Raw genomic sequence first — 25,569 nt, forward strand, 5'->3', positions numbered from 1 at the left:
GTCAGATCAGCTCCCGCACATCAGTCAGGGTTCCGGTCACGGCGGCGGCAGCGGCCATTGCGGGGGACAGCAGGTGCGTGCGACCGCCAGGGCCCTGCCTGCCCTCGAAATTACGATTGGAGGTGGATGCGCAACGCTGCCCTGGCGTCAGCCGGTCGGGGTTCATGCCAAGACACATGGAACACCCGGCCTCGCGCCATTCAAACCCGGCCTCGAGGAACACCTTGTCCAGCCCCTCTTCTTCCGCCTGCGCCTTCACGATGCCCGACCCGGGCACGATCATCGCCCGCACACCGGGCGCGACCCTGCGGCCCGCCGCAATGCTGGCTGCAGCGCGCAGGTCCTCGATCCGGCTGTTGGTGCAGGAGCCTATGAACACGACATCGACCGGCGTGCCCGCGATCTTCTGCCCGGCTTCCAGTCCCATATAGTCCAGCATGCGCTGCATCTGCGCGCGCCGCGACGGATCGGCTTCACTGGCAGGATCGGGCACGTTTCCGGTCACGGGAATGACGGTTTCGGGGCTGGTGCCCCATGTCAGCACGGGCGTGATGTCTTCCGCGCGCAGTTCCACCACGCGGTCGTAATGGGCCCCTTCGTCGGATGCCAGCGTCTTCCAGTAGGCGACGGCTTCGTCAAACGCCTCGCCCTTTGGCGCGAAGGGACGGCCACGGACATATTCGAACGTGGTCTCGTCAGGTGCGACCAGACCCGCGCGGGCGCCTGCCTCGATCGACATGTTGCAGATCGTCATGCGACCCGCCATGTCGAGTTCACGAATGGCGGACCCCGCGAATTCGATCACATGCCCCGTGCCGCCCGCAGTCCCGATATGGCCGATGATCGCCAGCATGATGTCCTTGGCGGTCACGCCGGGGCCGACCTGTCCCTCGACCACGACCTTCATGTTCTTCGCGGGCTTCTGCAGGATGGTCTGGGTCGCCATCACGTGCTCGACCTCGGACGTGCCGATACCGAACGCCAGTGCCCCCAGCGCACCGTGGGTGGAGGTATGGCTGTCGCCGCACACGATGGTCATGCCCGGCAGGGAAATCCCCTGCTCCGGCCCCACCACATGCACGATGCCCTGACGCGCGGACAGCAGCGGAAAATACGGCACGCCGAATTCCCTGACATTGCGTTCCAGCGTCTCGATCTGGTTGCGGCTGTCAGCTTCCTCGATCGGCAGGGTCCGGTCGGAGGTAGGCACGTTATGGTCCACCACCGCGATCGTGGCATCCGGGTGACGCAGGCGGCGGCCGCTCAGGCGCAGCCCCTCGAACGCCTGCGGGCTTGTGACTTCATGCACAAGGTGACGGTCGATGTAGAGGATGGCCGTCTTGTCCGGGAGGGTTTCGACCACATGGCTGTCCCATATCTTGTCGAACAATGTGCGCGGGGCCATCTTGCTATTCCTCTCCCGGACGGAAACAGGCCGCCATCACGCGCAGGATACGCACGCAACGGGCAGCCATGAATTCTTGCATGAAACGGTTCGCCCGTTTCCACCATGCCTGGCGGGAAACGGGCGAAGGGTCGGCGTATTACTCGGCAGCAGTGGTGGCTGCGGGGGCAGCAACCTCACGCTTGCGCTCGGCAATACGGGCGGACTTGCCGCGACGGCCACGCAGGTAATACAGCTTCGCGCGACGGACCACACCGCGACGGACAACCGTGATGTCCGCAATGGTGGGGGAGTACAGCGGGAACACACGCTCCACGCCTTCACCGTTGGAAATCTTGCGCACGGTGAAGTTGCTGTTCAGGCCCTTGTTGGAGCGGGCGATCACAACGCCTTCGTAGTTCTGCACGCGCTTGCGGGTGCCTTCAACCACTTCCACGCCGACGCGCACGGTGTCGCCCGGTGCGAATTCCGGCACGGCGCGCTTGGCGGTCAGGCGGGCGATCTCTTCCGCCTCGTACTTCTGGATGATGTTCATGATCCGGTCCTCGTTCGATAGGATTTCATGTTCAGTTCAGCCGGTCCGCATCGCCACAGGGGCCAGCGGTCCGGGAAATGTCTTGACCCGTACCCGCCCGGTAGGCGGCCCACAGGTCCGGCCGACGCGCCTGCGTCACCGTCTCGGATGCCGCGCGTCGCCATTTTGCGATCGCGGCATGATGACCGGACAGCAGGACTTCGGGCACGTCGCGCCCGTCCCATTGTGCCGGCTTGGTATAAAGCGGATATTCAAGCAGACCGTCGGAAAAGCTTTCCTCGACCGCGCTTTCGCCCGATCCCATCACGCCCGGCAGCAGCCGCACGCAGGCATCCAGCAGCACGGTCGCCGCCACTTCCCCGCCCGACAGGACGTAATCCCCTATCGAGACCTGTTCAGCACCCGAGGCTTCGAGCACGCGCTCATCCACCCCTTCGTACCGCCCACACAGCACCACGACACCCGGACCCGCCGCATACCGGCGGATGTCCGCCTGCATCAGCCGCCGTCCACGCGGCGTGGGATAGACCAGCGGTCGCCCCGCCAGGTCAATATCGGCAATGGCGCTCGCCACGACATCGGGGCGCATGACCATGCCTGCCCCGCCGCCAAACGGCGTATCATCCACCACCCGATGCCGCCCCAGCCCGTAGTCGCGCATGTCACGCGCCTCCACCGACCAGATGCCACGCTCCAGCGCGCGTCCGGCCAGTGAATGGCCCAAAGTGCCCGGGAACATGTCGGGAAACAGCGTCAGCGCCGTCGCCTGCCACGTCATGGCGCGTCCCCCTGCCCTGCGGTACCGGGAAAGCATTCGACGGGAACCTCGATCTCATCAGGCTGACAGATGGCGATCCATCCCGCGCCAACATTCACCACCGGCACGCAACCTTCGGTAAATGGCAGCAGGATATTGCCACCCGGGCCATCGATTTCAAGGCTGGTGCCCGCGCCGTAGTCATGTACGGCGGCCACACGTCCAACCACGCGATCCGTGCCCTGTTCGCGTGCTTCCAGCCCGACCAGATCAGCGAAATAGAATTCGTCCTCATCGGGTTCGGGCAGGCTGCCGCGGGGCACGTACAGCTTGCGGTTGACCATCTTCCGGGCGGCTTCGCGGCTGTCAATGGCATGGCCTGCCGCGTCATGCAGCCGTGCAATGCCGTTGCCATGCCATGACAGCCGCCACGGGCGACCAAGGTCATCGACCAGCCCGTCATAGGTGGCCAGGTCTTCCGCCACGGCGGTGTAGCTGTGCACGTGCACCAGCCCCCGCACGCCATGCGGACGACCCACCACACCCATCAGGACATGATCGCGGTTCATGGGATGACTGCCTGCCTTTCCTGCCTGTCTATCGCGCCAGCAACCTTACGCTGCGGCTGCTGCAGCAGCGGCGGCGGCACGTTCCTGCGCACGCTTCTTGGGCGCGGACTTCTTGGGCTGCTCGTTCCAGGTCGGCTTCGGCGCCAGGCCTGCGTTACCCAGGAAACGGGCCACGCGGTCGGTCGGCAGCGCGCCGTTGGACAGCCAGTGGGTGATGCGCTCGGCAACCAGACGCACGCGATCGGCGTGGTCGGACGGCAGCATCGGGTTGTAGGACCCTACGCGCTCGATGAAGCGACCATCACGCGGGGAGCGGCTGTCAGCCACGACGATGTGGTAATAGGGACGCTTCTTCGCACCGGCGCGGGCGAGACGGATCTTGAGGCTCATTTAAGACTTCTCCAGACAGAAAAAAGACAAAAGAGAAAACGGAAACGACGTTATGGGATCAGCCGAACGGCGGACGCCCGCCGCCACCGGGGGGCCGCCCCCCATTGGGCATGAGGGCTGACAGGCCCTGACGCATCAGGCCCTTCACCCCCAATTTGCTGAACCGCTTCATCATGGAGGCCATGGAGTCATACTGCTTGAGCAGACGGTTGATCTCCTGCACGGTCGTGCCCGACCCGGCGGCGATGCGCTTCTTGCGTGACGCCTTGATGATGGAGGGCGTGCGCCGCTCCTTGCGGGTCATGGATGAAATGATGGCCTGATGGCGCTTGAGGACGGAGGTATCAAGTTCCTTGTCCCCCAGCGCATCCTTCAGCTTGCCCATGCCGGGCAGCATGCCGAGGATGCCGGAAATCGAGCCCATCTTGTTGATCTGGCGGATCTGCGCCGCGTAATCGTCAAGATCGAACTTGCCCTGCATCATCTTGAGGGCAAGCTTCTCGCTTTCCTCATGATCCAGGGTATCGGCGGCCTTTTCCACCAGGCCTGCGATATCGCCCAGCCCCAGGATACGGCCTGCGACACGCTCGGGATGGAATTCCTCCAGCGCGTCCAGCTTTTCGCCCGAACCGGTCAGCTTGATCGGCGCGCCCGTGATCGCGCGCATGGACAGGGCGGCGCCACCACGGGCATCGCCGTCCATACGGGTCATGACAACGCCGGTCACGCCCACGGCCTCGTTAAAGGCCTTGGCGGTATTGACCGCGTCCTGCCCGGTCATGGCATCGACCACCAGCAGGGTTTCGGCGGGATCGGTCTCGGCACGGATGGCGCGGACCTCATCCATCAGCGCCTCGTCGATCGACAGGCGACCGGCGGTATCGAGGATGACGATGTCATACCCCTCGCGCCGTCCCGTATCCATCGCACGCTGCGCGATCTGGACCGGGGTCTGCCCCGCAATGATCGGAAGCGACGCCACACCCGCACGTTCAGCCAGCTGCGCCAGCTGCAGCTGTGCGGCCGGACGCTGGGTATCCAGGCTGGCCAGCAGCACCTTCTTGCGCTCACGCTGTGCCAGGCGGCGCGCGATCTTGCCCGATGTGGTGGTCTTGCCCGACCCCTGCAGGCCGACCATCAGGATCGGCACGGGCGGGGCCGCGTTCAGGTTGAGGGGAACGGCGCCTGCGCCGCCCAGCGCATCAATCAGCGCGTCATTGACGATCTTGGCGACGGCCTGACCGGGGGAGATGCTGTCCAGCACCTCGTGCCCCACGGCGCGTTCACGGACCTTGTTGACGAAATCCTTGACGACAGGCAGCGCCACGTCGGCGTCCAGCATGGCCAGACGCACCTCGCGCATGGCTTCCGTAACATCGGCTTCCGACAGGGCTCCGCGCTTGGCGAGGCCATCGAACACACCGGAAAGCTTGCCTGACAGGGTTTCGAACAACGTATTTCCCCAAAAGAGGACGCGCCACTGCGCGAACCCTCGCGAAGTGACGTGCCTGATTGTTGGTGGGATTTATCCCCTGTCCCCCTGCCATGTCAAGCATTACGGGACAGGCATAAAAAAACGGCTGCCCGGGCGCATACCGGGCAGCCGCTTTCCAACCCTCAGCCTGCATGAAGCAGGCGAAGCATCTTACTTCTTGGCATCTTCCGGCGCCGGCGGGGCCGTCAGCGCACGCAGCTGCTCATGCAGGCTGGCAACCTTGTCCTGCGTGTCACGGATCTGGTTCAGCTGGTCCGTGGTCAGGATGTCATGAATGCGGATGGCCGTCTGCAGGCGACCAGCTTCATGCTGCTGGTGAATCGCGGTGATCTGCTGCTGCAGGCTGACGATCTGGGCTTCATCAACCTTGCCCGGCACGACCAGCAGGTCCTGGATCTGCTTGTGGAGCTGGTGTTCCTTTTCCATGTCGGCACGGAAATCAGGATGGCTGTCCTGCAGGATGGCCTTCAGCTTCTTGTGCTGCGCGGAGGTCAGCTGCACGTTCCCAAGGAACGGCATGCCGAAGCCACCGGGGGCACCCGGACCACCCATCATGCCGCAGCCACCCGGCGGCGGCGGGGGAGCATGGTGATGCGCGGCGACGGCCTGACCGGAGAAACCTGCAGCCATACCGCCAACGATCGTGGCGGCCAGAATCATTTTCTTCATCATGGGGACCTAGTCTACTCCTGTTATAACTTACCTTCTACCCTGCATGGCGCGCGGTCATCATGCAAGGCCTGTAAGCGTAACGCTACACCAGCGGACATGTTCAATGTGTGCAAACCTTGCTACAAAATGTAAGGCATGCAGCCCTATCCGAAACGGCCTGTAATATAATCCTGCGTGCGGTTTTCACGCGGCGCGGTAAACATGCGGTCGGCGCTGTCGACTTCCACCACCTCCCCCATATAGAAAAAAGCCACCTGATCGGCGCAGCGCGCGGCCTGCTGCAGGTTATGGGTCACGATGGCGATGGTGAAATCCGCCTTCAGTTCATCCAGCAGTTCCTCGATCCGGGCGGTGGACACGGGATCGAGCGCGCTGGTCGGTTCATCAAGCAGGACGACTTCGGGCCGGGTCGCGATGGTCCGCGCGATGCACAGGCGCTGCTGCTGCCCCCCCGACAGCGCCGCCGCCGAATCGTGCAGCCTGTCGCGCACCTCGGGCCACAGGGCGACGCGCTTGAGCACATCCTCCACCCGCGCATCCATGGCGGTACGGTCAAGGCGTTCATGCAGCCGCACGCCAAAGGCGATGTTGTCATAGATCGACATGGGAAACGGCGTGGGCTTCTGGAACACCATGCCGACCCGGGCGCGCAGCACGTTCAGGTTCACCTTCGGACCAAGGATGTTGCAGCCATCGAAAATGACTTCCCCCGTCGCGCGCTGGCCGGGATAAAGGTCGTACATGCGGTTGAGCACACGCAGCAGCGTGGACTTGCCACATCCGGACGGGCCGATCATGCCCGTCACCTGCCCCTGTGGGAAATCGATCGAGATATTCTTGAGCGCATGGTTCGCGCCATAATAGAAATCGAGATTACGCACTGAAATCGCGGCTGGCACCGGCTGTTTTTCTGCCACTGTCATGTTCATTTCCTGTTACGTCCCAGCCCAAGCCGCACGGTTATGTTGATCATAAGGATACCTGCCGTAATCAGCAGCGCCCCGGTCCACGCCAGCGCGGTCCAGTCCTCGTACGCCGCGCCGGCATACTGGTAGATGGTCACCGGCAGGCTGGCCATGGGGGCGGCGGGGGACACCGACCAGTTCATGTTGCCAAGCGAGGTGAACAGCAGGGGCGCCGTCTCGCCCGACACACGGGCAAGGGCCAGCAGGATGCCCGTCGCCACCCCGTCACGCGCGGCGCGCAGGCAGACAAACAGGATGACCCGCCACCGTGGCGCGCCCAGCGCGATCGCCGCCTCACGCATGGACAGCGGCACCAGACGCAGCATGTCCTCGGTTGTGCGCACCACGACCGGCACCACCAGCATGGACAGCGCCAGCGCCCCCGCCATGCCGGAAAAATGCCCTGTCGGCACCACAACGATCATGTAGATGAACAGCCCTACCAGAATGGACGGCGCGGACAGCAGCAGGTCGGATATGAACCGGACCAGGTTGATGAACCGCCCGTCCGTGGCCGTAAATTCCGCAAGGTAGATCCCGACCAGCAGCCCCACCGGCGCACCGATCAGCACGGCCAGCCCGGTCTGGATCAGGCTGCCTACGATGGCGTTGGCAAGACCGCCCCCCTGCCCCGGCGGCAGGGTGACATGCACGAAGGTGACCCAGCGCAGCCCACCCAGCCCGTTGCGCACCAGCACGAACAGGATGGAAAACAGCATGAGCAGCACAAGGATCGTGGCAAGCCAGCACAGGCCCGTCGCCACCCGGTCCACCATGCGCCGGCGCATGTCGGACAGGCTGTCGCCCTGCCACCGGCCGGAGGCACATGGCGCGGAGGTCGCCACGGCTGCCGCATTCTCCCGGCCAGCCATCTATCGGCCCGCCGCCCGGGTGCGCAGCAGCAGCCGCGAACAGACCAGTGTTCCAAGTGAAATCAGCATAAGCAGGAAACCCGCGGCCATCAGCGACGAAAACTTGAGACTTCCCATAGCACTTTCGGGAAATTCCAGCGCAATCAGAGATGCAATGGTATTACCGGGCGAAAACAGCGACCAGCCGATATGGTTCGCATTGCCGATGACGAACGTGATCGCCATCGTCTCCCCCAGTGCGCGGCCCAGTCCCAGCATGATCCCTCCCACCACGGACGTGCGCGACCAGGGCAGGATGATGCGACGCACTACTTCCCACCGCGTCATGCCCAGCCCGTAGGCGCTTTCCTTCAGCACGGCGGGCATGGACAGGAACACGTCGCGCATGACGGCGGAAATGAATGGCGTGATCATGACCGCAAGGATCATGCCCCCCGTCAGGAAGCCGGTGCCATAGGGCGCGCCCCGGAACAGCGGGCCGATCCCCGGCACGCGCCCCAGCGTATGGCTGGCGAACGGTTCCACGTAATGCGCCATGAAGGGCACCAGCACGGCAAACCCCCACATGCCGAAAATAATGGACGGCACCGCCGCCAGAAGCTGGATAAGCGTGCCGATGACACCGGCAATGCGGGCCGATGCGATTTCCGTCAGCCAGACCGCAATGCCAAAAGCCAGCGGCACCGCCAGCGCAATGGCCAGCAGGGCCGTGACCAGCGTGCCGAATACGGGGGCGGCGGCGCCGAAATGCTGGGTAACGGGATTCCACGCCTTGTCCACGATGAAGGCCGGGCCAAACGTCGCGAACGCGCCGCGCGCGCCCCACGCCATGACGGCCACCATGCCCCCCAGCCCCAGCAGGATCAGGGCGGCGGCGCAACGCACAATGGCGGCGAATACGGCGTCACCGTTTCCCCTCACCACCCCCGTCAGGGCTGAAGGGGATGTTGCAGACCGATCCATACAGAAGACCTCCGCGCCGCCACACGCTTCACTGTTCTCAACACTCGCGCCCACGGACGCACCGGAATGCGGGGACCAATACTGGACGGAGCGGCGGTTCTGCAACCGTCATGATCGCCTGTAGCCCAAGTTTGCACCAGATCGTTGTATTTTTGTGCAATTCCGATGGCTCGCGCCGGTCATTTCCGCGCGCTCAGCAGCAGGTCGCGCAGCACGCCGCGCCCCGCATCGACCGACATGCGGTCCAGCAGCAGCACATTGGGCTGCACGCCCGGCGGTCCCATGCGCCGCGCGACGGTCATGCCACGGGTAAACGCCCCGCGACATTCCACATCGACATGCGCCATATGGCCGCTGAAAATCCCCGGGCCGAGCAGCGCCAGCAGCGGGGCCACCGCACGCAGCGACACGTCCACCCCGCTGCCCCGTGCGCCCCCGTTGCGTGCCGCCACCAGTTCCGCATGCACCCGGCCCGCGACCGAAGCCGGCACGCGCCCCATCGGTTCAAGCTGTTCCATCCACACCGCATCCGCCTTCAGGCGCGCCGTGCAGTCCAGCGGCACGAGGGTAACGGGCACGCCCGCCGCCAGCACCGTGGCTGCCGCTTCCGGATCGGCCGCGATGTTGCGTTCGGCCACTGACGTGGCGTCGCCATGCACATGAAATGCCCCGCCATCCACAATCACCCCGTGCAGGTGCGTGCCGATATCGGGCGCCTGCACCAGCGCAAGGGCCAGCGTGGTCAGCGGACCGGAACAGCAGATGCTCACGCTGTCCGGAGGACAGGCACGCACGGCCTGCGCCAGATGCAGCGCCCCCAGGCCGTCCTGCCCCGCGGGCAGATCACCGCCTGCACCCCCGTCCTGCACCATCGGCCCGGGACAGCCCGCATGCACCGCCACATCCTCCAGCCCGTACTGGTGCAACAGGTCGCGTGCGTGGGCCAGCGCCACCGTGACCTCGGCCGCCCTGCCGCTGAACAGCACCAGCACCGGACGCACATGGTCTGGCACCTGCAGCGCCGCCAGCAGGGTCGCCATTCCCTGCGCGCCGGGTGTCAGGTCAAGAATGATGGGGCGTGTCATGAGCATCCGTCCTGCATTGGGTTGCGCGATTACCGATCGTGGTGACGTGTTACAACAGTTCCGTCAACATCCACATATCGCGACTGTCATTACAGGATCACGGACCTGCTGCCCGCTGACAGGAACGGCAAAGGCCTTTATGGCCGTCTTTTTTCAAAAACAGGGCATCTGGTGAAGCTTTTTGAAAACAGCTTCACCAGAAACATCCTGGCAGGAATAGCCGCGTGGCCATGAGGGGCAGGGCCCCACCCCTCATTTCCCGCGTCTGGGATAGGGAATGCCCATCGCATCGCGCGCGGCAGTGGCAAGCTGGTCCACGCGTTCGTTGTTCACGTCACCGGAATGGCCACGGACCCATTTCCATTCGATGTCGTGCTTCGCGCTGACATCCAGCAGCCGCCGCCACAGATCCATGTTCGCCACCGGATCACCGGATGCATTGCGCCACTTGCGCCGCACCCAGCCCGTGCTCCACCGCGTTATGCCATTGCGCACGTATTCGCTGTCGGTATGCAGCACGATGCGGCAGGGACGTTTGAGCGCCTCCAGCGCCTCGGCCGCCGCGGTCAGTTCCATGCGGTTATTGGTGGTTTCCGCCTCGCCACCCGACAGTTCGCGTTCCTGCCCCCGATAACACAGCAATGCGCCCCAGCCACCGGGTCCGGGATTTGGCTTGCACCCCCCATCGGTCCAGATTTCCACCAGGTCGGTGGCGGCGGGAGCGTTTTCAGCGGGAGCGACGTCCTCGTTCATCACAGGAACCCTTCATCCATGCGGGACGCGAAGAATTCCATGCGCGCCAGGTAATCCAGCGGGTCCTTGCGCGTCACCAGCGCATCCACGGGGGTGTTGATCCAGTCGTACAGCCGCGTGAGCGTGAAGCGAATGGCGGCCCCGGTGGCAAGGGTGGCAAGGGCCACGTCCTCCGCATCCTCCAGCGGGCGTACGCGGCGGTAGGCTTCCACCATGGCGCGGGCACGCGCGGGCACGAAACGGATGTCGTCATCAAAGCACCAGGCATTGATGGTAATCGCCAGATCGTAGGCATACCAGTCCGTGCAGGCGAAATAGAAATCGATGATGCCCGACAGTCGGCCATCACGGAAAAAGACATTATCGGGAAACAGGTCAGCATGGATCTGCCCACGCGGCAGGGACGGGTTGTTGCCCGTGCCGGGCCATGCAGGCAGCACGCGCGCCAGCGTCTCCCCGATCGTGCGCACAAGGCCGGGGCGGACATCATCCCCCCCCGCCCGACAGGCCTGCAGCAGGTCCGTCCATGCCTGCGGCCCCATGGAATTGGGGCGTTCGGCAACGTAGCCCTCCCCCAGCAGGTGCAGCCGCGCCAGCGCGTCCCCCACCTGCGCGCACATGTCCACGCTGACCTGCCGCAACCAGCCGCCGGGCAGGAAGGTGGTGATGGCGGCGGGACGCCCGCACAGCGTGCGCAGCGTGCGCCCCTGCCGGTCGGCAACCGGCAGCGGGCACGACAGGCCATGCCGGGCCAGATACTGCATGAGCCCGAGGAACCATGGCAGTTCATCCGGGTTTACCCGACGTTCGTATAACGTCAGGATAAAGGTGGCCTGTGTGGTCTTCAGCAGGAAATTGCTGTTTTCCACACCCTCCGCAATGCCGTGGCAGGCGACGGGCCTGCCGATGTCATAGCCTTCCAGAAACGCAGCCAGCGCATCTTCCGGCACTTCGGTATAGACTGCCATGTAACGATACGGTTCAGCCCAGTGGCGCCGGCAGGCGGAAGGCCACGTTTTCTTCCTTGACGGTAATTTCCTCGATCTCAAGCGTGAACCGCTTGGCAAGGGCCGCCACCATTTCCTGCACCAGCGATTCCGGCGCGGACGCGCCCGCGGTGATTCCCAGCGTGCCAACACCGTCCAGCGCCGACCAGTCCAGCGCGTTCAGGCGCGGCACCAGCAGCGCGCGCGGCGCGCCCGAGCGTTCGGCCACTTCGCGCAGGCGCTGGGAATTGGAGGAGTTGGGCGAGCCGATCACGATCACAAGGTCACAGCCCGGCGCAATCGCCTTGACCGCTTCCTGCCGGTTGGTCGTGGCGTAGCAGATGTCCTCGCGCCGCGGCCCCTCGATCAGGGGGAAGCGATCACGCAGGATATCCACGATTTCCGCCGTATCATCGACCGAAAGCGTGGTCTGGGTAATGAACGCCAGACGCGAGGGATCGGCCGGCTGGACGGTGCGCGCTTCCTCGGCGTCGTTGATCAGGGTGACCGCGCCCGGGGGAAGCTGGCCCATCGTGCCGACCACTTCGGGGTGGCCCGCATGCCCAATCATGAGGATATGGCGGCTTTCCGGCCCGCCATCGGCAAAGTGGCGCTCGGCCTCACGGTGGACCTTGGACACCAGCGGGCATGTCGCATCCAGATACAGCAGGTTGCGGCGCATGGCTTCGGCCGGCACGGTCTTGGGCACGCCGTGGGCGGAAAACACGACCTGACCATCGGCGGGCACTTCATCAAGTTCCTCGACAAAGATCGCGCCCTGCGCTTCCAGCGCCTCGACAACGGTGCGGTTATGGACGATTTCGTGCCGGACATAGACCGGCGCGCCATAACGGCGGATCGCTTCTTCCACCACACGGATGGCGCGATCGACACCGGCGCAGAACCCGCGCGGGCCAGCCAGCAGTACTTTCAGGACACGGGGCGCCGCCTCGGTGGGGGCGGTATTATCGGGCGTATGAATCATCTGGTCGGGCATGGTGTTCCCCAAACATCCGGCGGGCGGTATAGGATACGGGCCGCGATCTGCTACAGTTCCGGCGCCGGTATCCCGTGCGATGGTCCGGCCCTACGCAAACCGCGGCAATGGCGCAAGCCATTTTCCCGTTGATCCTAACGTACTGTGCCATGCCTGTCCTCCCCCGTCGCCCTGCCACCGTCGCGTTGTTCCCCGACCACACCCCGCAGGGCGGGATTCTGTCCACCCCTGACCAACCCGGAATACCCGCATGATTCCTGCCTTCCCGCTGTCGCGCCTGTCACGACGCGCCCTGAAATTCTGCATGCTGGGCGCCGTCCCCCTGCTGGCGGCCTGTTCAAGCGAATCCGATTCGATCGATTTCGCGCCTGCCTGCCCCGTGGTGGAGATCCCCGGTGAGGCGGCCGACTACTACCAGTATTCCGGCAACGACCATGACGTGACCCACCTTGTCGCGCGCGCCAGCCTGACGCGCGTGGTCGGATCATGCGAAGCGGGCGAGCACCGCAGCGTCATGACCAACATGAAAATCGGGCTGCATGTGGAACGCGGCCCGGCGTCGAACGTGAATTTCGTCAACATCCCGTATTTCGTCGCCGTGGTGTTCAATGGCGAGATCAAGAGCAAGAAGGAATTCGTGGCCCACGTATCGTTTGACGACGGGCGCATGCAGGACCTGACCCATACGCGCAACATTCCCATCACCCTGCCGGTATCGCGGCATATCCACAGCGACCAGTACCATATCGAGATCGGCTTCCAGCTGACCAAGGCGCAGCTTGACTTCAACCGCGCGCACCTGGTCATGCCAACCTTCCACAAGATGTAAGGGGCCGCCTTGGCCGGACATTCCCCACAGGCCGAACTGACATGGCGCGGCATCGTGATCGGTGCGCTGATCACCGTCGTTTTCACCGCGTCCAACGTCTATCTGGGGCTGCGGGTCGGGCTGACCATCGCCACCTCCATCCCCGCCGCCGTCATTTCCATGGCGGTGCTGCGGCTGATGGGCGGGGGGACGATCCTTGAAAACAACCTGGTGCAGACGCAGGCTTCAGCCGCGGGCACGCTGGCCTGCGTGTTCGCCAGCCTGCCCGCGCTGGTCATGGCCGGGGTGTGGCAGCGCTTTCCCTTCGTCATGACGGCGGCCCTTACGGCGGCGGGCGGCATGACGGGGGTACTGTTCACCATCCCGCTGCGCCGGGTCATGCTGGCGGACCCGGTCCTGCCCTTTCCCGAAGGGGTGGCGGCTGCCGAAATCCTGCGTGCGGGTGCGGCAGCCGAGGACCGGGGCGGCATCCGCGCGCTGCTGAATGGCGGCATGCTGGCCGCTGCCCTGACATTCGCCTCCACCGGGCTGCGCGTGCTGGGGGATGGCATGACGGCGACCGCCGTATGGGGCATGTCGGCCTTCCGCTTTTCGGCGGGTTTTTCGCCTGCGCTGCTGGGCGCGGGCTATCTGGTCGGGCTGGAAGGCGGCATCGCGATGCTGCTGGGGGCGATACTGACATGGGAAGTCGTCATTCCCGCCATGGCCCACATCCAGCCCAACCCGACGGGCCTGCCTGCCGGGGCGTTCGCCACCAGCCTGTGGAAAGACAGGGCCCGCTTCATTGGCGTGGGGCTGATCGGGATCGCCGCCATATGGACGGTGGCGCGCATGGGACGGCCGCTACTGGACAGCGTGCGTGCGCTGCTGGAGCGCACGCAGGGCGCGGTCAACGCCTGCCCCACCGAAACCGACCTGTCGCCCCGCGCCATACGCATGGTCGCGGGGGGCGCGCTGCTGGTGATCGGCAGCCTGTTTTTCGTATTCGCCCATGCCTCCGCAGGTACCCTGCCTGCGCTGGCGGCCACGGGGGCGGGACTGGCGTGCTGCGTGGGCGTCGGGCTGTTCGTGGCGGCGGCGTGTGGGTACATGGCGGGACTGGTGGGATCGTCCTCATCCCCCATTTCCGGTGTCATCATCCTTGCCGCGATGGGCCTGTCCTGCGTGTTCGTGGCGTTGCGCGCGCTGGGGCTGTTCGCGGGCACCGACGGCCAGCAGTTCGCCATCGGTTTCTGCCTGTATGCCCTGACCGCCATCACTGCGTCCGCCGCGATCGCCAATGACAACCTGCAGGACCTGAAAACCGGCCGCATGGTCGGGGCCACGCCGTGGAAGCAGGAAGCCGTCCTGCTGATCGGCTGCGTGACCGGGGCCGTCATCATTCCACCGGTGCTGAACGTGCTGTACCAGACCTATGGCTTCGTGGGGGCAATGCCACATGCCGGCATGGATGCGACCCGCGCGCTGGCGGCCCCGCAACCTGCGCTGCTGCTGCTGATCACATCGGGCATTTTCCTGCACCAGCTTGACTGGAACATGCTGCTGGCTGGCATGGGGGCGGGATGCGTGCTGATCGGGATCGATGCCTGCCTGCGCCGCACCGGTCGCGGGGCGCTGCCGCCGCTGGCGGTGGGGGTTGGCATCTACCTGCCCATGAGCGTTTCGGCCACGCTGGCCATTGGTGCGATACTGGGTCATGTCGTCACGCGCCTGAACGGCGGGGCGGGCCGCCATCAGGGCACCATGATCGCATCGGGCCTGATCGTGGGGGAAAGCCTGATGGGGGTGATGCTGGCTGGCCTGTCCGCGCTGAGCGGGCGTGACAGCCCGCTTTCGCTTCTGCCCCCCGGCATGGGTGCGACAGCGACCAGCCTTGCGGGGCTGGCCGCGTTCTGCGCGCTGTGCATCTGGTTCTGCATGATGCAGTTGCGACCGCCCCGCAGATAGCACGCCAGATAATCGGGCATGGGCATGGACGCAGGAAAGGTTTCCGTGGCACCCTGCCCCGCATGTTCCGCCATTTTGACAGCCTTGATTTCCCCCGCCCCACCCGCGACGCGCTCGGGCTGCGTTTTGGTCAGGTCTCGACCCTGCTGGACCAGGGCAACGTGCCGGACGCCGCCCGCCTGTTCGACACGATCCGCCGTGATTATGAAAGCTGGTCCGCACTGGTTGACCTGCGCTTTGCACAGGACACCACCAGCCCCGACGCCCGCGCCGACCGCGATTATGCCGATGCCCTGACGCCGCATGTCACGGCGCATGAAGTCGCGCTGAAGCGCAGGCTGCTGGAATATCCCGACCCCACGGCGGTGGCCCAGGTGGTGACCCCGCATACGCTGGAACTGTGGCGGACCGACATCACCACCTTCGACCCCCGCATTGCCGACGCGCTGGAGGAAGAAGCCCGGCTGAGTGGCGAATACACCGCCCTTCTGGCCAGCGCGCGCGTGGAGATCGATGGTACCCACGTCAACCTGTCCGGCCTTGCCCCGTATGCCGAAAGCACCGACCGCGCCATGCGTCACGAGGCCGAGCGGGTCCGGTGGGCGTTTTTTGAACAGAACGCCACGCGCCTCGATACCCTGTTTGACCAGATGGTGCGCCTGCGCCACGGCATGGCGGAAACGCTGGGATATGACACCTATATCCCGCTGGCGTACCGCCGCATGCGCCGGGTCGATTACGGCCCTGCGGATGTCGCGCGCTTCCGTGCCGATGTGCATGAACACGTCGTTCCGCTGGTCCATGACATCCTGCGCAGGCGGTGCGCGACGATGGGGTGGGACGCCGTGTATTCATGGGACGAACCCCTGATCGACCCGAAGGGCAATCCACGCCCGGCAGGCGACCATGACGTGCTGCTGACGCGCGCGCAGACCATGTTTGACCGCATGGGTGGTGATCTGGGTCCGTTTTTTGGACAGATGCGCGATGGCGGCTACCTGGACCTGGTCAACCGCCCCGGCAAGGCCGGTGGCGGGTTCTGCACGTCCTTCCCCACGGTGGGCATGCCGTTCATCTTTGCCAATTTCAACGGCACGCAGCATGACATCAACGTCTTCACCCATGAAATGGGCCATGCCTACCAGAACTGGAAAAGCCGCAGCCTGCCCGCCGTTGACCTGCTGTGGCCGACCATGGACGGGGCCGAAATCAATTCCATGGCGCTGGAATTCCTGACATGGCCCCATATCGACCTGATGGTGGAACCGGGACAGGGTGAGCGGTTCCGGCAGATGCACCTGATCTCCTCCCTGTCGTTCCTGCCGTATGGGGTATGCGTCGATCACTTCCAGACCGAAATCTACGCCAACCCCGCCATGACGCCAGCCGAACGCCACGCCACATGGCGCAGGCTGGAACAGCATTACCTTCCGTGGCGCAACTATGGCGGCCTGTCCCACCCCGCCATGGGGGGACGGTGGCAGGCGCAGGGGCATATCTATCGCTCGCCCTTCTATTACATTGATTACGCGCTGGCGCTGTGCTGCGCGATGCAGTTCTGGATCCGCAGCCGCACGGACATGGATGGCGCATTGCAGGCCTATGTCACGCTGTGCGCGCAGGGTGGGGCGCAACCCTTTACCCGGCTGGTCCGTTCAGCAGGGCTGAAGTCACCCTTCCAGCCGGGCACGCTGGCTGATGTGGTCCGCACGGCGCGCGATATCCTGAACGCCTGATACCGGACGCATGCGGGGCATGCCCGCCATTTTCATCAAGGGGAAGCCATGTCTTCCAACCCGCCCCCGACCGTTACCCGGACCGTGTGCAAGACGCTGGCGGTGCTTGTGCTGACGGGACTGTTCATGCTCAGCCTGCGTTTCAGCGCCACCGTGGCGGGCGCGGTGGACCGCATTGCCGGGACCGGCATGTGGCTGGCCCTGTACCGTCTGGCCGGGGCGAATGACGCAACCGAACAGGAACGCCTGATCGTGATGGCCGTAGCCCTTGTGTGCTGCCTGCTGGCGATCGGGGTGGTGGAAGTGGCGGACAGGCTGATCAGCCGCCGCCGTTCCTCCTCATAACGGATCACGCTGCCAGAAAAAGGTCAGTTCGTGCTTGTTGTGCCACAGGTGCAGCACGCGGCCGCCGGGAATGGCGGCGAAGGCATCCGCCGTGTCATGATCGGTTTCACCCTGGAACTTGATGGTCATGACAATACGCGCCGCGCGGCCCGCGGCGATCCACCGCCGCGCCAGCGCCAGAAGGCGGGCGGGATAGGCGATGATATCGGAAAACAGCCAGTCCACGGGATCACAGCTTTCCGGGTCCAGACCGAACGCGCTTTCGTACCGGCACGTCACATTGGGCAGTCCCGCCACGTTTTCGGCAAGGGGTGAGCGGTCGATGGCGGTGACATGCGCCCCGGAGCTGGCCGCGACCCATGTCCACCCGCCGGGACAGGCCCCAAGGTCAAGGCAGGTTTCCCCCGCCACCGGCCAGCGCCCCAGACGCAGCAGCGCCTCCCACAGCTTGAGATAGGCGCGCGAGGGCGGGTCGGTGCGGTTTTCGACAAACGGAACCTCACCATTCACGAAAGGCGAGGACTTGGTGCGCGACAGCAGCAGCCGGTCGGCGGACAGCAGCGTCCACGCCCCAAGATGGGCATCAGGCGCGGCTGCGGGAAAGGTAAACGGCCGGGGCCGCACGGGCGGCAGGGCATCGGTCACCAGTGCGCTGCGACGGTGCAGCGTGGGCGCGTATCCGGCCCAGTTGCGCTGGATCGCCCGCATGATGCGCGCCGCCCCCTTGATGGAGGGAACGGCATGTTCCTCCGGCGCATCCCATATATCCAGCGCCCACAGGCACGGCACGGGCGGCAGGGCAGACAGCGCCAGCCGTCCGTGCCAGCACAGGTCGCCCGCCCCGTGCCGGGCCAGTTCCTGCGCCATGACCGCCTCGAACCCCGGCGGCGCCAGATAGGCGCTGCGCACCGGCCATGCTGGCGGCATAACGTCCGTTGTGGTCATGACCGCATGACCCCCACGGCCAGAAGCAGCCACGCCAGCATAAGCATGCTGCCCCCCGTGGGCGCGACCGGACCGGGATGAATGCCCCAGAATGCCGTCAGCGCGACGCCCGTGCTGAACAGGACGGTACCCACCGCCATAAGGCAGCCGGAAACCGACACCAGCACCCTGCATCCCTGCTGGATCATCAGGACCGAGATGCCGATGATGGCCAGCGCGTGCCACATCTGCATCTGTATGGCCTGACGGGCCATTTCACGTCCCCCTTCGGCGAAGAAATGGTCAGGCAGATGTGCGGTCAGTGCGCCCCCCATAACACCGGAAAACGCGGCCAGCGCCGCAAAACATAACAGGAACCTGACAACTGTAGGCATTCTTCGGAACATCCGCAAAACAGGGTGACAACCCGCATCGGACACGGGCGGGCCACCCTACTCCGCGCATGGGTCCATCGTATAGGCCACGCCTGCGGGAAGCTGTCGTGAGGGAATGATTTCATGAAATTCCATTCATGCGGACATGCCTCCACGATGCACGTCTGCCGCCCTGCCCTTTACTGAATCCGAATCATTACTGCCGGAACAGGATGATCGTGCGCCCATCCTGCCCCATGACAATGATACGACTACCGAAAAGGGCTATCCCGGCCTGCTGCACAAGAAAATGCAACCGGAACGATCCTGAAAAAAGATTAATTATATTTATTTATGTGGAAATTCAGTCTACTTTATCATTAAATGGCATATATTTATTATGATCTTTTCGTCTCTATATTCATGAATTACAACATGAACCCTGCCAGAAAATCATTGCGACAGGGTCATGCGTCCCGCATGGCCGCTTTGTCTGCCCCATCAAAGCTGATAAACCGGGGTGACGTTCAGTAAAACGGCCTGAATTTCACACGTTAGGAAGACGACAACATGAAACAATACGCAGTCTGGTTCCTTTGCGCATCTGTCAGCCTTCTTCCTGTCGCAGCCATGGCACGCCCCGCCCCGGCCCCCGCAGCGGCAACAGCGGCGGAACCGACCCTGCCGCCACTGACGGAATCAGACTCTACGTTTGCTGAAAACGTGTCCGCGCTGAACACTTTCGAGATGACCATTGCAAAAATGGCCACAACCCAGGCCAAACGTCCCAAATTGCAGGAATTCGCTGAAAAATCGCTGAAAATGCACACAACGAACCAGACCACCCTGGCGGCCATGACGCTGAAGCACGGGCTGGAACTGCACAAGGACATGAGCCCGGATGAAGAACAGGTCGCAAATGACCTGAAAACACAGAACGGGGGCAAATTCGACCGCACCTACCTCGATCTGGAGGCACAGGCGGCAAGCGATGCGCTGGCCATGTTCCAGAACGAGGCGGAATCCGCCTCCGACCCGGAACTGAAGGCATATGCCTCCTCCACGGCGGATACGCTTCAGGCCCACCTGAAGGAAGCCATGAAACTGGGGGCGAACAAGCCCTCCCGCTAAGCGCGACCACAGGGCAGGACGCCGGATTTACAGGCAGGATCATTCATGGCCATTCGCATCGACCGGATCGTGACACGCGGCGGGGACACGGGGCAGACCGCGCTGGGCAACGGAAAGCGCGTACCCAAGGATTCAGCGCGGATTGAAGCCCTCGGCGCGCTGGATGAGGCCAATGCCGTCATCGGCCTGCTGCGCGGCACCCTGCCCGCGGGCCGTAACGCCACGTTCATCGCCTGGATACAGGGACTGCTGTTTGATATTGGCGGCGCGGTCTGCATGCCCGCCAGCCCGCCACGCCCGCTTGCCCATGCCGCCGCGGCCCTGGAGGCCATGGAAACCGAAATCGAACGCCTGCGCGCCGACATCCCGCCGCTGCGCAGCTTCATCCTGCCCGGCGGCACGCCTGCAGCCGCCCATGCCCATCTGGCGCGCACCGTCGTACGGCGCGCGGAACGGCGACTGGCCACACTGGCGCACGGGGAAGATATCGGCACGGACATTCCCGCCTGCATGAACCGGCTGTCGGATTACCTGTTCGTGCTGGGCCGCCACCTGAATGACAACGGGACGGCCGACCTGACATGGGCCCCCGCCACGCCCCCGCCCGATCCTGCCTGACCGGACGGGTCGGACAGATCACTTCGGCAGGGTGGACAGATGCGCGCAGGCCTGTTCCGCCAGATGATCCTGTCGGGCGTTGACATCCAGTTCCATGACCACCTCATCTTCCATGTCCGGCTCCTCCAGCGTGTCAAACTGGCTGTCCAGCATGGCGACAGGCATGAAATGCCCGGTGCGCTGCCGCAGGCGGGGAGCAATGTCTTCCTTGCTGCCCTTGAGGTAGACAAAACAGACATCATGGCTGCCGCCACTGATACGCTCGCGGTACATCCGCTTGAGCGATGAGCAGGTCACGATCCCGCACTGCCCCGCATCCCCCCATTCACGCACCTGCCGCGCAATGCAGTCCAGCCAGGGGGCGCGGTCTTCATCCGTCAGGGGGATGCCGTTGCTCATCTTGGCGATATTGTGCGCAGGATGCAGGTCATCGCCCTCGATCACCGGCCAGCCCAGACGTTCCGCCATAAGCTGGGCCACGGTACTCTTGCCGCAGCCTGAAACCCCCATGACGATCAGCACGCATGGCCGGCCCGCCTGCCTGAGCCTGTGGGAGAGGGAAACCAAAGCTGTCTGCTGGTCCATGTCACACATTCCGTATCCTGTCGGATATTATCATGAAAACCCGTATCGGTCCTTTTATCTGGACCAATCGGCAGCCTGAACGCAAGAGAGCGGCCGCCGTTGCGCTACATGATAGCGGAATATAAGGTGCATTTTTTATAAAATAATTCACGAATCAATAGATATGTATAGATAACTTTATTTGTTTTCTGTTATTTATTACCTTATTTCAGTATAATTTTACTTCAAAAATATCTTCGCATAATAAATATAATGTTATTTTGTTATATTATTATTTATACCCTTGCGCGGCAGGGGGATAAGGAATTATATGATCCTTCAATCACCTAAAAACAGGCACCATTGGTACACTGGTTGTAGGAAAAGATTCCTAAATATAATTTCAGCCACACCACGCTGGTGCATTGAGTTATCGAGAGTTTTGCTGTGTCATCATATAACGATTTTCTTTCCTTCCCGAAAGAAGAAGACCAGAATGCCCATCGGGAAGAAGTAAATGAATCCGCGTTCCGGCAGGCCCTTGAGCGACTGGGAAAGGGCAAGCCATCCCCCCGCGGCACAGGCGGCGGCAAGACGGTGGCAAACAAGCCACGCCCGGCCCGTCAGGCCGACCCCACGCAGCGCCGGCGCAAATTCGTGCAGGATGGCGATGTGCGGGTCGAACATCACTCCCTAGCCACAGGTCGCGCGACACCGCGCGCAATCCATGCGCAGCAGGATGACCGCAGCGAAATCGAACAGCTGCGCCACAAGGTCCAGTTTGAACAGAAGCTGCGCGAACAGGCCGAACTTCGCCTGTCGGAAGCACAGGCACAGATCCGTTCCCTGACCACGCGCATTGGCCATGCCGATGTCATCGCGGCGGAACACAAAAACAGACTGGCCGCACAGGACGCCGAATTACTGAGCGTGCGCGCCGAACTGTACAATGCCAATGAAGAAAACAGCCACCTGCATGAAGAACTGAACCGCCTGAAGGCGAAACAGCGCACGGTGGAAACCCGCACCGCCGCCGCCCAGCCGCCAGCCGCCGCACCGGATGACGCCACCCCGGCAGATGAACCCGAACCCGTCAAGTGGTGGCTGCGGTAATCACGGCACGCATACATGAGCGCGTCGGGCCCCCAGCATAATCCGGCAGCACGGCAGCGTCAGGTCGGACTTGTCATTGTCGCGACCTGCACCACCGCCAGTCTGGCGATACTGGTGCTGCTGCCGCTGGTCAGCGGGCTGGTGAACCTGCTGCGCGATATACTCGGCGTGCTGATCCTGCCTTTTTCGTTCATGTTCGGCCTGGGCGGGGAACAGGGTCAGTCCCCGGCCCTGCTGCGTCTGCTGTCGGACATGGGCACGCAGACACAGGCGCACCCCCTGCGGCTGGGCGGGGCGGCCGTCCTGGAACTGTCCGCCGTCTTCCTGTTTGTCATTGCGGAACGGCTGGGCGGCCGCACGGGGTACATGGGGGCATGCGTTGCATCCGCCGGGGCGATTGGCCTGTCGGGACTGCCGCTGGCCATGCCGCTGCTGCCCGCCATCGTGACGGAGGGGGTGTTCCTGCTCTGCCCCCCCTCGCCCGACCCGGACTGAGCACGGCAACGACGCGTCAGGTTAGGCCATCGACAAACCGCGCGATCCGCGCACAGCTTTCCTTCAGGATATCATCGCTGGTGGCGTATGACAGCCGCAGGTAAGGCCCCTGCCCGAAGGCCGAACCATGCACCACCGCCACATGCTGTTCCATCAGCAGGGCAATGGCGAAATCCTGATCCGTTTCCAGCCGCTGGCCACCTGCCGAAACGCGGCCCATGCATCCCGCAATGCCGGGATAGGCATAAAATGCCCCATGTGGCATGGTACAGGTCAGCCCCGGTATGGCGCGCAGGGTCGAAACCACCATTTCCCGCCTGCGGGCATAGACCGCGCACATCTGCGCGATAATGTCCGCCGGACCATCAAGCGCCGCCGCTGCCGCCGCCTGGCTTATGGAACAGATGCCCGATGTGGCGCTGCCCTGTATCGCCGTCATGGCGCGGATCAGGGGCGTGGGGCCACCCACGTACCCCACGCGCCAGCCGGTCATGGCATAGGCTTTCGACACGCCGTTCAGCGTCAGGATGCGCCCCTTGAGATCGGGGGCCACGGCGGCAAGGGAGTGGTGCTGCAACCCGTCATACAGCAGGTGTTCGTATATCTCGTCCGACAGGACATGGACGTGGGGATGACGGCGCAGGACCTCGGCCACGGCTTCAAGGTCGGCCTGCCCCATCGTCCCGCCCGTAGGATTGTTGGGAAAATTCAGGACAAGCCACTTGGTGCGGGGCGTGATCGCAGCGTCCAGCGCCTGTGCCGTCAGGCGGAAGCCATCGGCTTCATGGCAGTCGGCATAGACCGGGGTGCCGCCGAACATCTGCACGATCAGCGGATAGCTGACCCAGTATGGCCGGGGAATGACCACTTCATCGCCCGGCTGTACCGTCGCCATGAATGCGTTGAAAATGACCTGCTTGCCGCCGTTCGACACCATAATTTCGGCAGGGGCGTAATCCAGCGCGTTTTCGCGTGCGAATTTGCGCGCGATGGCCGCCTTCAGCGCGGGCGTGCCATCAACGGGCGGATATTTCGTCTGCCCGTCCAGTGCAGCGCGGTGCGCTGCCTCGATTACCGCGGCGGGGGTGGGAAAATCCGGTTCCCCCAGCGCAAGGGAGAGCACTTTCTCCCCCCTGGCCCGCAGGTTCCGCGCGCGCTGGGCCATGGCGATGGTGGCCGGTACCGTCAGGCGCTCCATCCGCTGCGCGAACAGCGGATGGGTCTGGGCCGCATCCATATCCATCCCCTTACCGCAACCCGGCGCAGAAACGCTGGATACGCAGGCAGGCTTCCCGCAGGCTGTCGGTATCGGTGGCGTAGGAAATGCGGAAATGCCCCGCGAACATGAACGCGCTGCCATGCACGGCGGCCACGCCTTCCTCATCCAGCAGGGCGGTGACGAACGCTTCGTCGGTCTCAATCAGCGTCCCGCCCGCGCTGGTCTTGCCCAGGCAGCCGACAAGCGACGGGAAGACGTAGAACGCCCCTTCCGGCACGGGGCAGTGCAGGCCCGTGGCCTCGTTCAGCATGCTGACCACAAGGTCACGCCGCGCCTGGTATGTGCTGACCATGGTGCCAATGAAATCCTGCGACCCGGTCAGGGCTTCCACCGCCGCCGCCTGGCTGATCGAACACGGGCCGGATGTGGACTGGCTCTGCAATTTGTTCATCGCGCGCGTCATCTGCACGGGGGCGGCGGAATAGCCGATACGCCAGCCGGTCATGGCATAGGCCTTCGACACGCCATTCATGGTGATCGTGCGATCGCGCAGGCGGGGTTCCACCTCCACTACCGTAGGGGCGCGGAAGCCGTCATAGACCAGCTTGTTGTAAATATCGTCGGTCAGGATCCACACATTGGGGTGGCGTAGCAGCACGTCACACAGGCCGCGCATTTCCTCGGCGGAATAGGCCGCGCCTGTCGGGTTGTTGGGGGAATTGAGCAGCAGCCAGCGGGTACGCGGTGTAATCGCGGCCTCCAGTTCGGCAGGCTGCAGCTTGAAGCCGTTTTCCACGCTGCACGGCACGATGACCGGCGTGCCTTCGGCCAGCGAGACGATATCGGGGTAGGACACCCAGCACGGCGCGGGGATGATGGCCTCATCACCCGGATTGATGGTCGCCACCATGGCGTTATAGATGATCTGCTTGCCGCCGTTGGAAACGATCACCTCGTCCCACGTGTAATCCAGGCCGCTATCGGTGCGGAACCGTTCGGCAATCGCCCGGCGCAGGGCGGGCGTACCCGCGACATCGGTGTATTTGGTCTCACCTGCGGCGATAGCCTGCATGGCCGCTTTCTTGATGGTATCGGGGGTGTCGAAATCCGGCTCACCGGCGGAAAGGCTGATAATATCCTTTCCCGCCGCCTTGAGCGCACGCGCCTTGGTTGAGATGGCGATCGTCTGGCTGGGGCTGATCCGGTCCAGCCGGGCGGCGGTAAGATCCATGATATCAAGATCCATCAACAGTGAAAAATATCCGGCATACTGCCGGGCAACGGGCACATAGCCTAGTGCGAACACGCTGCCGTGGAAACAGCAGATATGTGATCGGGCTGGCCCGCGGCGGCATATACCTGCCGTGGCGTCATACCCGCCGCGCGCATCGCGCGGATGGACAGCGCGCCATCGCGCTTGGCCAGCCGCCTGCCGGTGTCATCACATAGCAGGGGATGGTGGCTGTAACACGGCGCGGGCCAGCCCATGACATGCTGCAGCAGCCGGTGCAGCGACGTCGCCGCCATCAGGTCCTCCCCCCGCGTTACAAGGGTTACGCCCTGCAGCGCATCATCATGCGTGACACACAGATGATAGGACGCGGGCACGTCCTTGCGCGCCAGCACCACGTCCCCGAACTGCTGCGGGCGGCATGCACGCAGCCCGTGGCCCAGTTCATGCCATGTCAGGTCGTGCGCACCGGGCAGCGTCATCGCCGCCCCCATATCCAGCCGCAGCGCATGGGGCACACCCGCCGCCAGCAGGTCCGCCCGCCGCATGGGGTCCATATGGCGGCAGGGACCGGGATAGACCAGCGTGCCATCCGGGGC

Annotated in this window: 29 protein-coding genes; 9 read left to right on the forward strand and 20 right to left on the reverse strand. The window is 64.0% G+C overall.

Annotated elements, in window-relative coordinates; translation table 11 throughout:
* Position 1: 1 nt before the first annotated feature.
* The 11 genes from leuC to B7449_RS14705 all read right to left on the reverse strand — a co-directional run bounded on the left by leuC (position 2) and on the right by B7449_RS14705 (position 9,708).
* Positions 2–1,405 (reverse strand): 3-isopropylmalate dehydratase large subunit, encoded by a 1,404-nt coding sequence (gene leuC, locus B7449_RS14655; RefSeq protein WP_039734639.1) that lies wholly within the window; start codon positions 1,403–1,405, stop codon positions 2–4.
* A 139-nt stretch (positions 1,406–1,544) separates the two neighbouring features.
* The gene (rplS, locus tag B7449_RS14660) at positions 1,545–1,940 is read right to left on the reverse strand and encodes a 50S ribosomal protein L19 (RefSeq protein ID WP_010506456.1); all 396 of its coding nucleotides are present in this window, start codon (positions 1,938–1,940) and stop codon (positions 1,545–1,547) included.
* A 31-nt stretch (positions 1,941–1,971) separates the two neighbouring features.
* Positions 1,972–2,718: a tRNA (guanosine(37)-N1)-methyltransferase TrmD gene (gene trmD, locus B7449_RS14665; protein ID WP_039734641.1), complete on the reverse strand. Its 747-nt coding sequence runs from the start codon at positions 2,716–2,718 to the stop codon at positions 1,972–1,974.
* Positions 2,715–3,266 (reverse strand): ribosome maturation factor RimM, encoded by a 552-nt coding sequence (gene rimM / locus B7449_RS14670; RefSeq protein ID WP_039734643.1) that lies wholly within the window; start codon positions 3,264–3,266, stop codon positions 2,715–2,717. The genes trmD and rimM overlap by 4 nt, the downstream gene beginning before the upstream one ends.
* A 45-nt stretch (positions 3,267–3,311) precedes the next feature.
* Complete coding sequence (rpsP, locus tag B7449_RS14675; RefSeq protein WP_007399770.1) at positions 3,312–3,656, reverse strand: 30S ribosomal protein S16; 345 nt, start codon at positions 3,654–3,656, stop codon at positions 3,312–3,314.
* A 58-nt stretch (positions 3,657–3,714) separates the two neighbouring features.
* Positions 3,715–5,109: a signal recognition particle protein gene (gene ffh, locus B7449_RS14680; protein WP_039734645.1), complete on the reverse strand. Its 1,395-nt coding sequence runs from the start codon at positions 5,107–5,109 to the stop codon at positions 3,715–3,717.
* Positions 5,110–5,301: 192 nt separating this feature from the next.
* The gene (locus tag B7449_RS14685; RefSeq protein WP_039734647.1) at positions 5,302–5,823 is read right to left on the reverse strand and encodes a periplasmic heavy metal sensor; all 522 of its coding nucleotides are present in this window, start codon (positions 5,821–5,823) and stop codon (positions 5,302–5,304) included.
* Between the two features lie 143 nt (positions 5,824–5,966).
* On the reverse strand, positions 5,967–6,752 hold the full coding sequence (gene pstB, locus B7449_RS14690) for a phosphate ABC transporter ATP-binding protein PstB (protein ID WP_039734648.1): 786 nt from the start codon (positions 6,750–6,752) through the stop codon (positions 5,967–5,969).
* On the reverse strand, positions 6,749–7,660 hold the full coding sequence (pstA, locus tag B7449_RS14695; protein WP_039734649.1) for a phosphate ABC transporter permease PstA: 912 nt from the start codon (positions 7,658–7,660) through the stop codon (positions 6,749–6,751). The genes pstB and pstA overlap by 4 nt, the downstream gene beginning before the upstream one ends.
* On the reverse strand, positions 7,661–8,623 hold the full coding sequence (gene pstC / locus B7449_RS14700) for a phosphate ABC transporter permease subunit PstC (protein WP_039734751.1): 963 nt from the start codon (positions 8,621–8,623) through the stop codon (positions 7,661–7,663).
* A 179-nt stretch (positions 8,624–8,802) separates the two neighbouring features.
* Positions 8,803–9,708 carry a nucleoside hydrolase gene (locus tag B7449_RS14705; RefSeq protein WP_039734650.1) on the reverse strand — a complete coding sequence of 302 codons (906 nt, stop codon included), beginning with the start codon at positions 9,706–9,708 and terminating at the stop codon, positions 8,803–8,805.
* On the opposite strand from B7449_RS14705, the gene B7449_RS21105 reads away from it, so the two are divergent.
* Positions 9,707–9,883, forward strand: a complete 177-nt coding sequence (locus tag B7449_RS21105; protein ID WP_158003639.1) for a hypothetical protein — start codon at positions 9,707–9,709, stop codon at positions 9,881–9,883. The genes B7449_RS14705 and B7449_RS21105 overlap by 2 nt on opposite strands.
* 77 nt (positions 9,884–9,960) lie before the next feature.
* Here the strand turns inward: B7449_RS21105 and rnhA are convergent, their stop codons facing one another.
* Genes rnhA through ispH form a run of 3 tightly spaced genes read right to left on the reverse strand, consistent with a single transcriptional unit; the run spans position 9,961 to position 12,444 of the window.
* A complete protein-coding gene (gene rnhA, locus B7449_RS14710) occupies positions 9,961–10,461 on the reverse strand; it encodes a ribonuclease HI (RefSeq protein ID WP_039734651.1) in 501 nt (166 codons plus the stop codon).
* A complete protein-coding gene (locus tag B7449_RS14715; RefSeq protein ID WP_039734653.1) occupies positions 10,461–11,429 on the reverse strand; it encodes a homoserine kinase in 969 nt (322 codons plus the stop codon). Before B7449_RS14715 ends, rnhA begins: the two co-directional genes overlap by 1 nt.
* A gap of 13 nt (positions 11,430–11,442) precedes the next feature.
* Entirely contained in the window at positions 11,443–12,444 is a 1,002-nt protein-coding gene (ispH, locus tag B7449_RS14720; RefSeq protein ID WP_010512880.1) for a 4-hydroxy-3-methylbut-2-enyl diphosphate reductase, read from the reverse strand.
* 250 nt (positions 12,445–12,694) lie between these two features.
* Between ispH and B7449_RS14725 the strand changes: the two genes are divergently transcribed.
* From B7449_RS14725 to B7449_RS14740, 4 genes are all read left to right on the forward strand, one after another.
* Positions 12,695–13,273 (forward strand): hypothetical protein, encoded by a 579-nt coding sequence (locus tag B7449_RS14725; RefSeq protein WP_039734654.1) that lies wholly within the window; start codon positions 12,695–12,697, stop codon positions 13,271–13,273.
* Positions 13,274–13,282: 9 nt separating this feature from the next.
* Entirely contained in the window at positions 13,283–15,220 is a 1,938-nt protein-coding gene (locus B7449_RS14730; RefSeq protein ID WP_039734655.1) for an OPT family oligopeptide transporter, read from the forward strand.
* Between the two features lie 62 nt (positions 15,221–15,282).
* Positions 15,283–16,956 carry a M3 family oligoendopeptidase gene (locus tag B7449_RS14735; protein ID WP_039734656.1) on the forward strand — a complete coding sequence of 558 codons (1,674 nt, stop codon included), beginning with the start codon at positions 15,283–15,285 and terminating at the stop codon, positions 16,954–16,956.
* 48 nt (positions 16,957–17,004) lie between these two features.
* Positions 17,005–17,301: a hypothetical protein gene (locus tag B7449_RS14740; RefSeq protein ID WP_039734657.1), complete on the forward strand. Its 297-nt coding sequence runs from the start codon at positions 17,005–17,007 to the stop codon at positions 17,299–17,301.
* Here B7449_RS14740 and B7449_RS14745 read toward each other — a convergent pair.
* Together B7449_RS14745 and B7449_RS14750 are read right to left on the reverse strand one after the other, a co-directional pair.
* The gene (locus tag B7449_RS14745) at positions 17,296–18,246 is read right to left on the reverse strand and encodes an SAM-dependent methyltransferase (protein WP_039734658.1); all 951 of its coding nucleotides are present in this window, start codon (positions 18,244–18,246) and stop codon (positions 17,296–17,298) included. The genes B7449_RS14740 and B7449_RS14745 overlap by 6 nt on opposite strands.
* Positions 18,243–18,620: a DUF423 domain-containing protein gene (locus tag B7449_RS14750; RefSeq protein ID WP_039734659.1), complete on the reverse strand. Its 378-nt coding sequence runs from the start codon at positions 18,618–18,620 to the stop codon at positions 18,243–18,245. Before B7449_RS14750 ends, B7449_RS14745 begins: the two co-directional genes overlap by 4 nt.
* Before the next feature lie 549 nt (positions 18,621–19,169).
* Between B7449_RS14750 and B7449_RS14755 the strand changes: the two genes are divergently transcribed.
* On the forward strand, positions 19,170–19,730 hold the full coding sequence (locus B7449_RS14755) for a DUF4142 domain-containing protein (RefSeq protein ID WP_039734660.1): 561 nt from the start codon (positions 19,170–19,172) through the stop codon (positions 19,728–19,730).
* A 45-nt stretch (positions 19,731–19,775) separates the two neighbouring features.
* A complete protein-coding gene (locus tag B7449_RS14760; RefSeq protein ID WP_039734661.1) occupies positions 19,776–20,348 on the forward strand; it encodes a cob(I)yrinic acid a,c-diamide adenosyltransferase in 573 nt (190 codons plus the stop codon).
* An 18-nt stretch (positions 20,349–20,366) separates the two neighbouring features.
* Here the strand turns inward: B7449_RS14760 and B7449_RS14765 are convergent, their stop codons facing one another.
* Positions 20,367–20,942: a gluconokinase gene (locus B7449_RS14765; RefSeq protein ID WP_039734662.1), complete on the reverse strand. Its 576-nt coding sequence runs from the start codon at positions 20,940–20,942 to the stop codon at positions 20,367–20,369.
* Positions 20,943–21,359: 417 nt separating this feature from the next.
* Here B7449_RS14765 and B7449_RS14770 point away from each other — a divergent pair, with 417 nt between their 5' ends.
* Both B7449_RS14770 and B7449_RS14775 read left to right on the forward strand, forming a co-directional pair.
* Positions 21,360–22,025, forward strand: a complete 666-nt coding sequence (locus tag B7449_RS14770; protein ID WP_039734663.1) for a hypothetical protein — start codon at positions 21,360–21,362, stop codon at positions 22,023–22,025.
* A gap of 15 nt (positions 22,026–22,040) precedes the next feature.
* Complete coding sequence (locus tag B7449_RS14775; protein WP_039734664.1) at positions 22,041–22,520, forward strand: hypothetical protein; 480 nt, start codon at positions 22,041–22,043, stop codon at positions 22,518–22,520.
* Positions 22,521–22,536: 16 nt separating this feature from the next.
* On the opposite strand, the gene B7449_RS14780 is transcribed toward B7449_RS14775, so the two are convergent.
* The 3 genes from B7449_RS14780 to B7449_RS14790 form a co-directional block, all read right to left on the reverse strand.
* The gene (locus tag B7449_RS14780; protein ID WP_039734665.1) at positions 22,537–23,763 is read right to left on the reverse strand and encodes a pyridoxal phosphate-dependent aminotransferase; all 1,227 of its coding nucleotides are present in this window, start codon (positions 23,761–23,763) and stop codon (positions 22,537–22,539) included.
* Between the two features lie 4 nt (positions 23,764–23,767).
* Positions 23,768–24,970: a pyridoxal phosphate-dependent aminotransferase gene (locus tag B7449_RS14785; protein ID WP_039734752.1), complete on the reverse strand. Its 1,203-nt coding sequence runs from the start codon at positions 24,968–24,970 to the stop codon at positions 23,768–23,770.
* Between the two features lie 62 nt (positions 24,971–25,032).
* Positions 25,033–25,569, reverse strand: a 537-nt coding sequence (locus B7449_RS14790; protein WP_048883753.1) for a glutamate--tRNA ligase family protein, incomplete at its 5' end; no start/stop codon positions are given.

Origin of the sequence: Komagataeibacter intermedius TF2, from assembly GCF_000964425.1 — a bacterium.
GTDB classification, from domain to species: domain Bacteria; phylum Pseudomonadota; class Alphaproteobacteria; order Acetobacterales; family Acetobacteraceae; genus Komagataeibacter; species Komagataeibacter intermedius.

Coding starts and splice junctions, on each gene's coding strand:
- leuC (WP_039734639.1), bottom strand. CDS start 1,405: ATGGCCCCGCGCACATTGTTCGACAAGATATGGGACAGCCATGTGGTC.
- rplS (WP_010506456.1), bottom strand. CDS start 1,940: ATGAACATCATCCAGAAGTACGAGGCGGAAGAGATCGCCCGCCTGACC.
- trmD (WP_039734641.1), bottom strand. CDS start 2,718: ATGACGTGGCAGGCGACGGCGCTGACGCTGTTTCCCGACATGTTCCCG.
- rimM (WP_039734643.1), bottom strand. CDS start 3,266: ATGAACCGCGATCATGTCCTGATGGGTGTGGTGGGTCGTCCGCATGGC.
- rpsP (WP_007399770.1), bottom strand. CDS start 3,656: ATGAGCCTCAAGATCCGTCTCGCCCGCGCCGGTGCGAAGAAGCGTCCC.
- B7449_RS14685 (WP_039734647.1), bottom strand. CDS start 5,823: ATGATGAAGAAAATGATTCTGGCCGCCACGATCGTTGGCGGTATGGCT.
- pstB (WP_039734648.1), bottom strand. CDS start 6,752: ATGAACATGACAGTGGCAGAAAAACAGCCGGTGCCAGCCGCGATTTCA.
- pstA (WP_039734649.1), bottom strand. CDS start 7,660: ATGGCTGGCCGGGAGAATGCGGCAGCCGTGGCGACCTCCGCGCCATGT.
- pstC (WP_039734751.1), bottom strand. CDS start 8,623: ATGGATCGGTCTGCAACATCCCCTTCAGCCCTGACGGGGGTGGTGAGG.
- B7449_RS21105 (WP_158003639.1), top strand. CDS start 9,707: ATGAGCATCCGTCCTGCATTGGGTTGCGCGATTACCGATCGTGGTGAC.
- B7449_RS14705 (WP_039734650.1), bottom strand. CDS start 9,708: ATGACACGCCCCATCATTCTTGACCTGACACCCGGCGCGCAGGGAATG.
- rnhA (WP_039734651.1), bottom strand. CDS start 10,461: ATGAACGAGGACGTCGCTCCCGCTGAAAACGCTCCCGCCGCCACCGAC.
- B7449_RS14715 (WP_039734653.1), bottom strand. CDS start 11,429: ATGGCAGTCTATACCGAAGTGCCGGAAGATGCGCTGGCTGCGTTTCTG.
- ispH (WP_010512880.1), bottom strand. CDS start 12,444: ATGCCCGACCAGATGATTCATACGCCCGATAATACCGCCCCCACCGAG.
- B7449_RS14725 (WP_039734654.1), top strand. CDS start 12,695: ATGATTCCTGCCTTCCCGCTGTCGCGCCTGTCACGACGCGCCCTGAAA.
- B7449_RS14735 (WP_039734656.1), top strand. CDS start 15,283: ATGTTCCGCCATTTTGACAGCCTTGATTTCCCCCGCCCCACCCGCGAC.
- B7449_RS14740 (WP_039734657.1), top strand. CDS start 17,005: ATGTCTTCCAACCCGCCCCCGACCGTTACCCGGACCGTGTGCAAGACG.
- B7449_RS14745 (WP_039734658.1), bottom strand. CDS start 18,246: ATGACCACAACGGACGTTATGCCGCCAGCATGGCCGGTGCGCAGCGCC.
- B7449_RS14750 (WP_039734659.1), bottom strand. CDS start 18,620: ATGCCTACAGTTGTCAGGTTCCTGTTATGTTTTGCGGCGCTGGCCGCG.
- B7449_RS14755 (WP_039734660.1), top strand. CDS start 19,170: ATGAAACAATACGCAGTCTGGTTCCTTTGCGCATCTGTCAGCCTTCTT.
- B7449_RS14760 (WP_039734661.1), top strand. CDS start 19,776: ATGGCCATTCGCATCGACCGGATCGTGACACGCGGCGGGGACACGGGG.
- B7449_RS14765 (WP_039734662.1), bottom strand. CDS start 20,942: ATGTGTGACATGGACCAGCAGACAGCTTTGGTTTCCCTCTCCCACAGG.
- B7449_RS14775 (WP_039734664.1), top strand. CDS start 22,041: ATGAGCGCGTCGGGCCCCCAGCATAATCCGGCAGCACGGCAGCGTCAG.
- B7449_RS14780 (WP_039734665.1), bottom strand. CDS start 23,763: ATGGATATGGATGCGGCCCAGACCCATCCGCTGTTCGCGCAGCGGATG.
- B7449_RS14785 (WP_039734752.1), bottom strand. CDS start 24,970: ATGGATCTTACCGCCGCCCGGCTGGACCGGATCAGCCCCAGCCAGACG.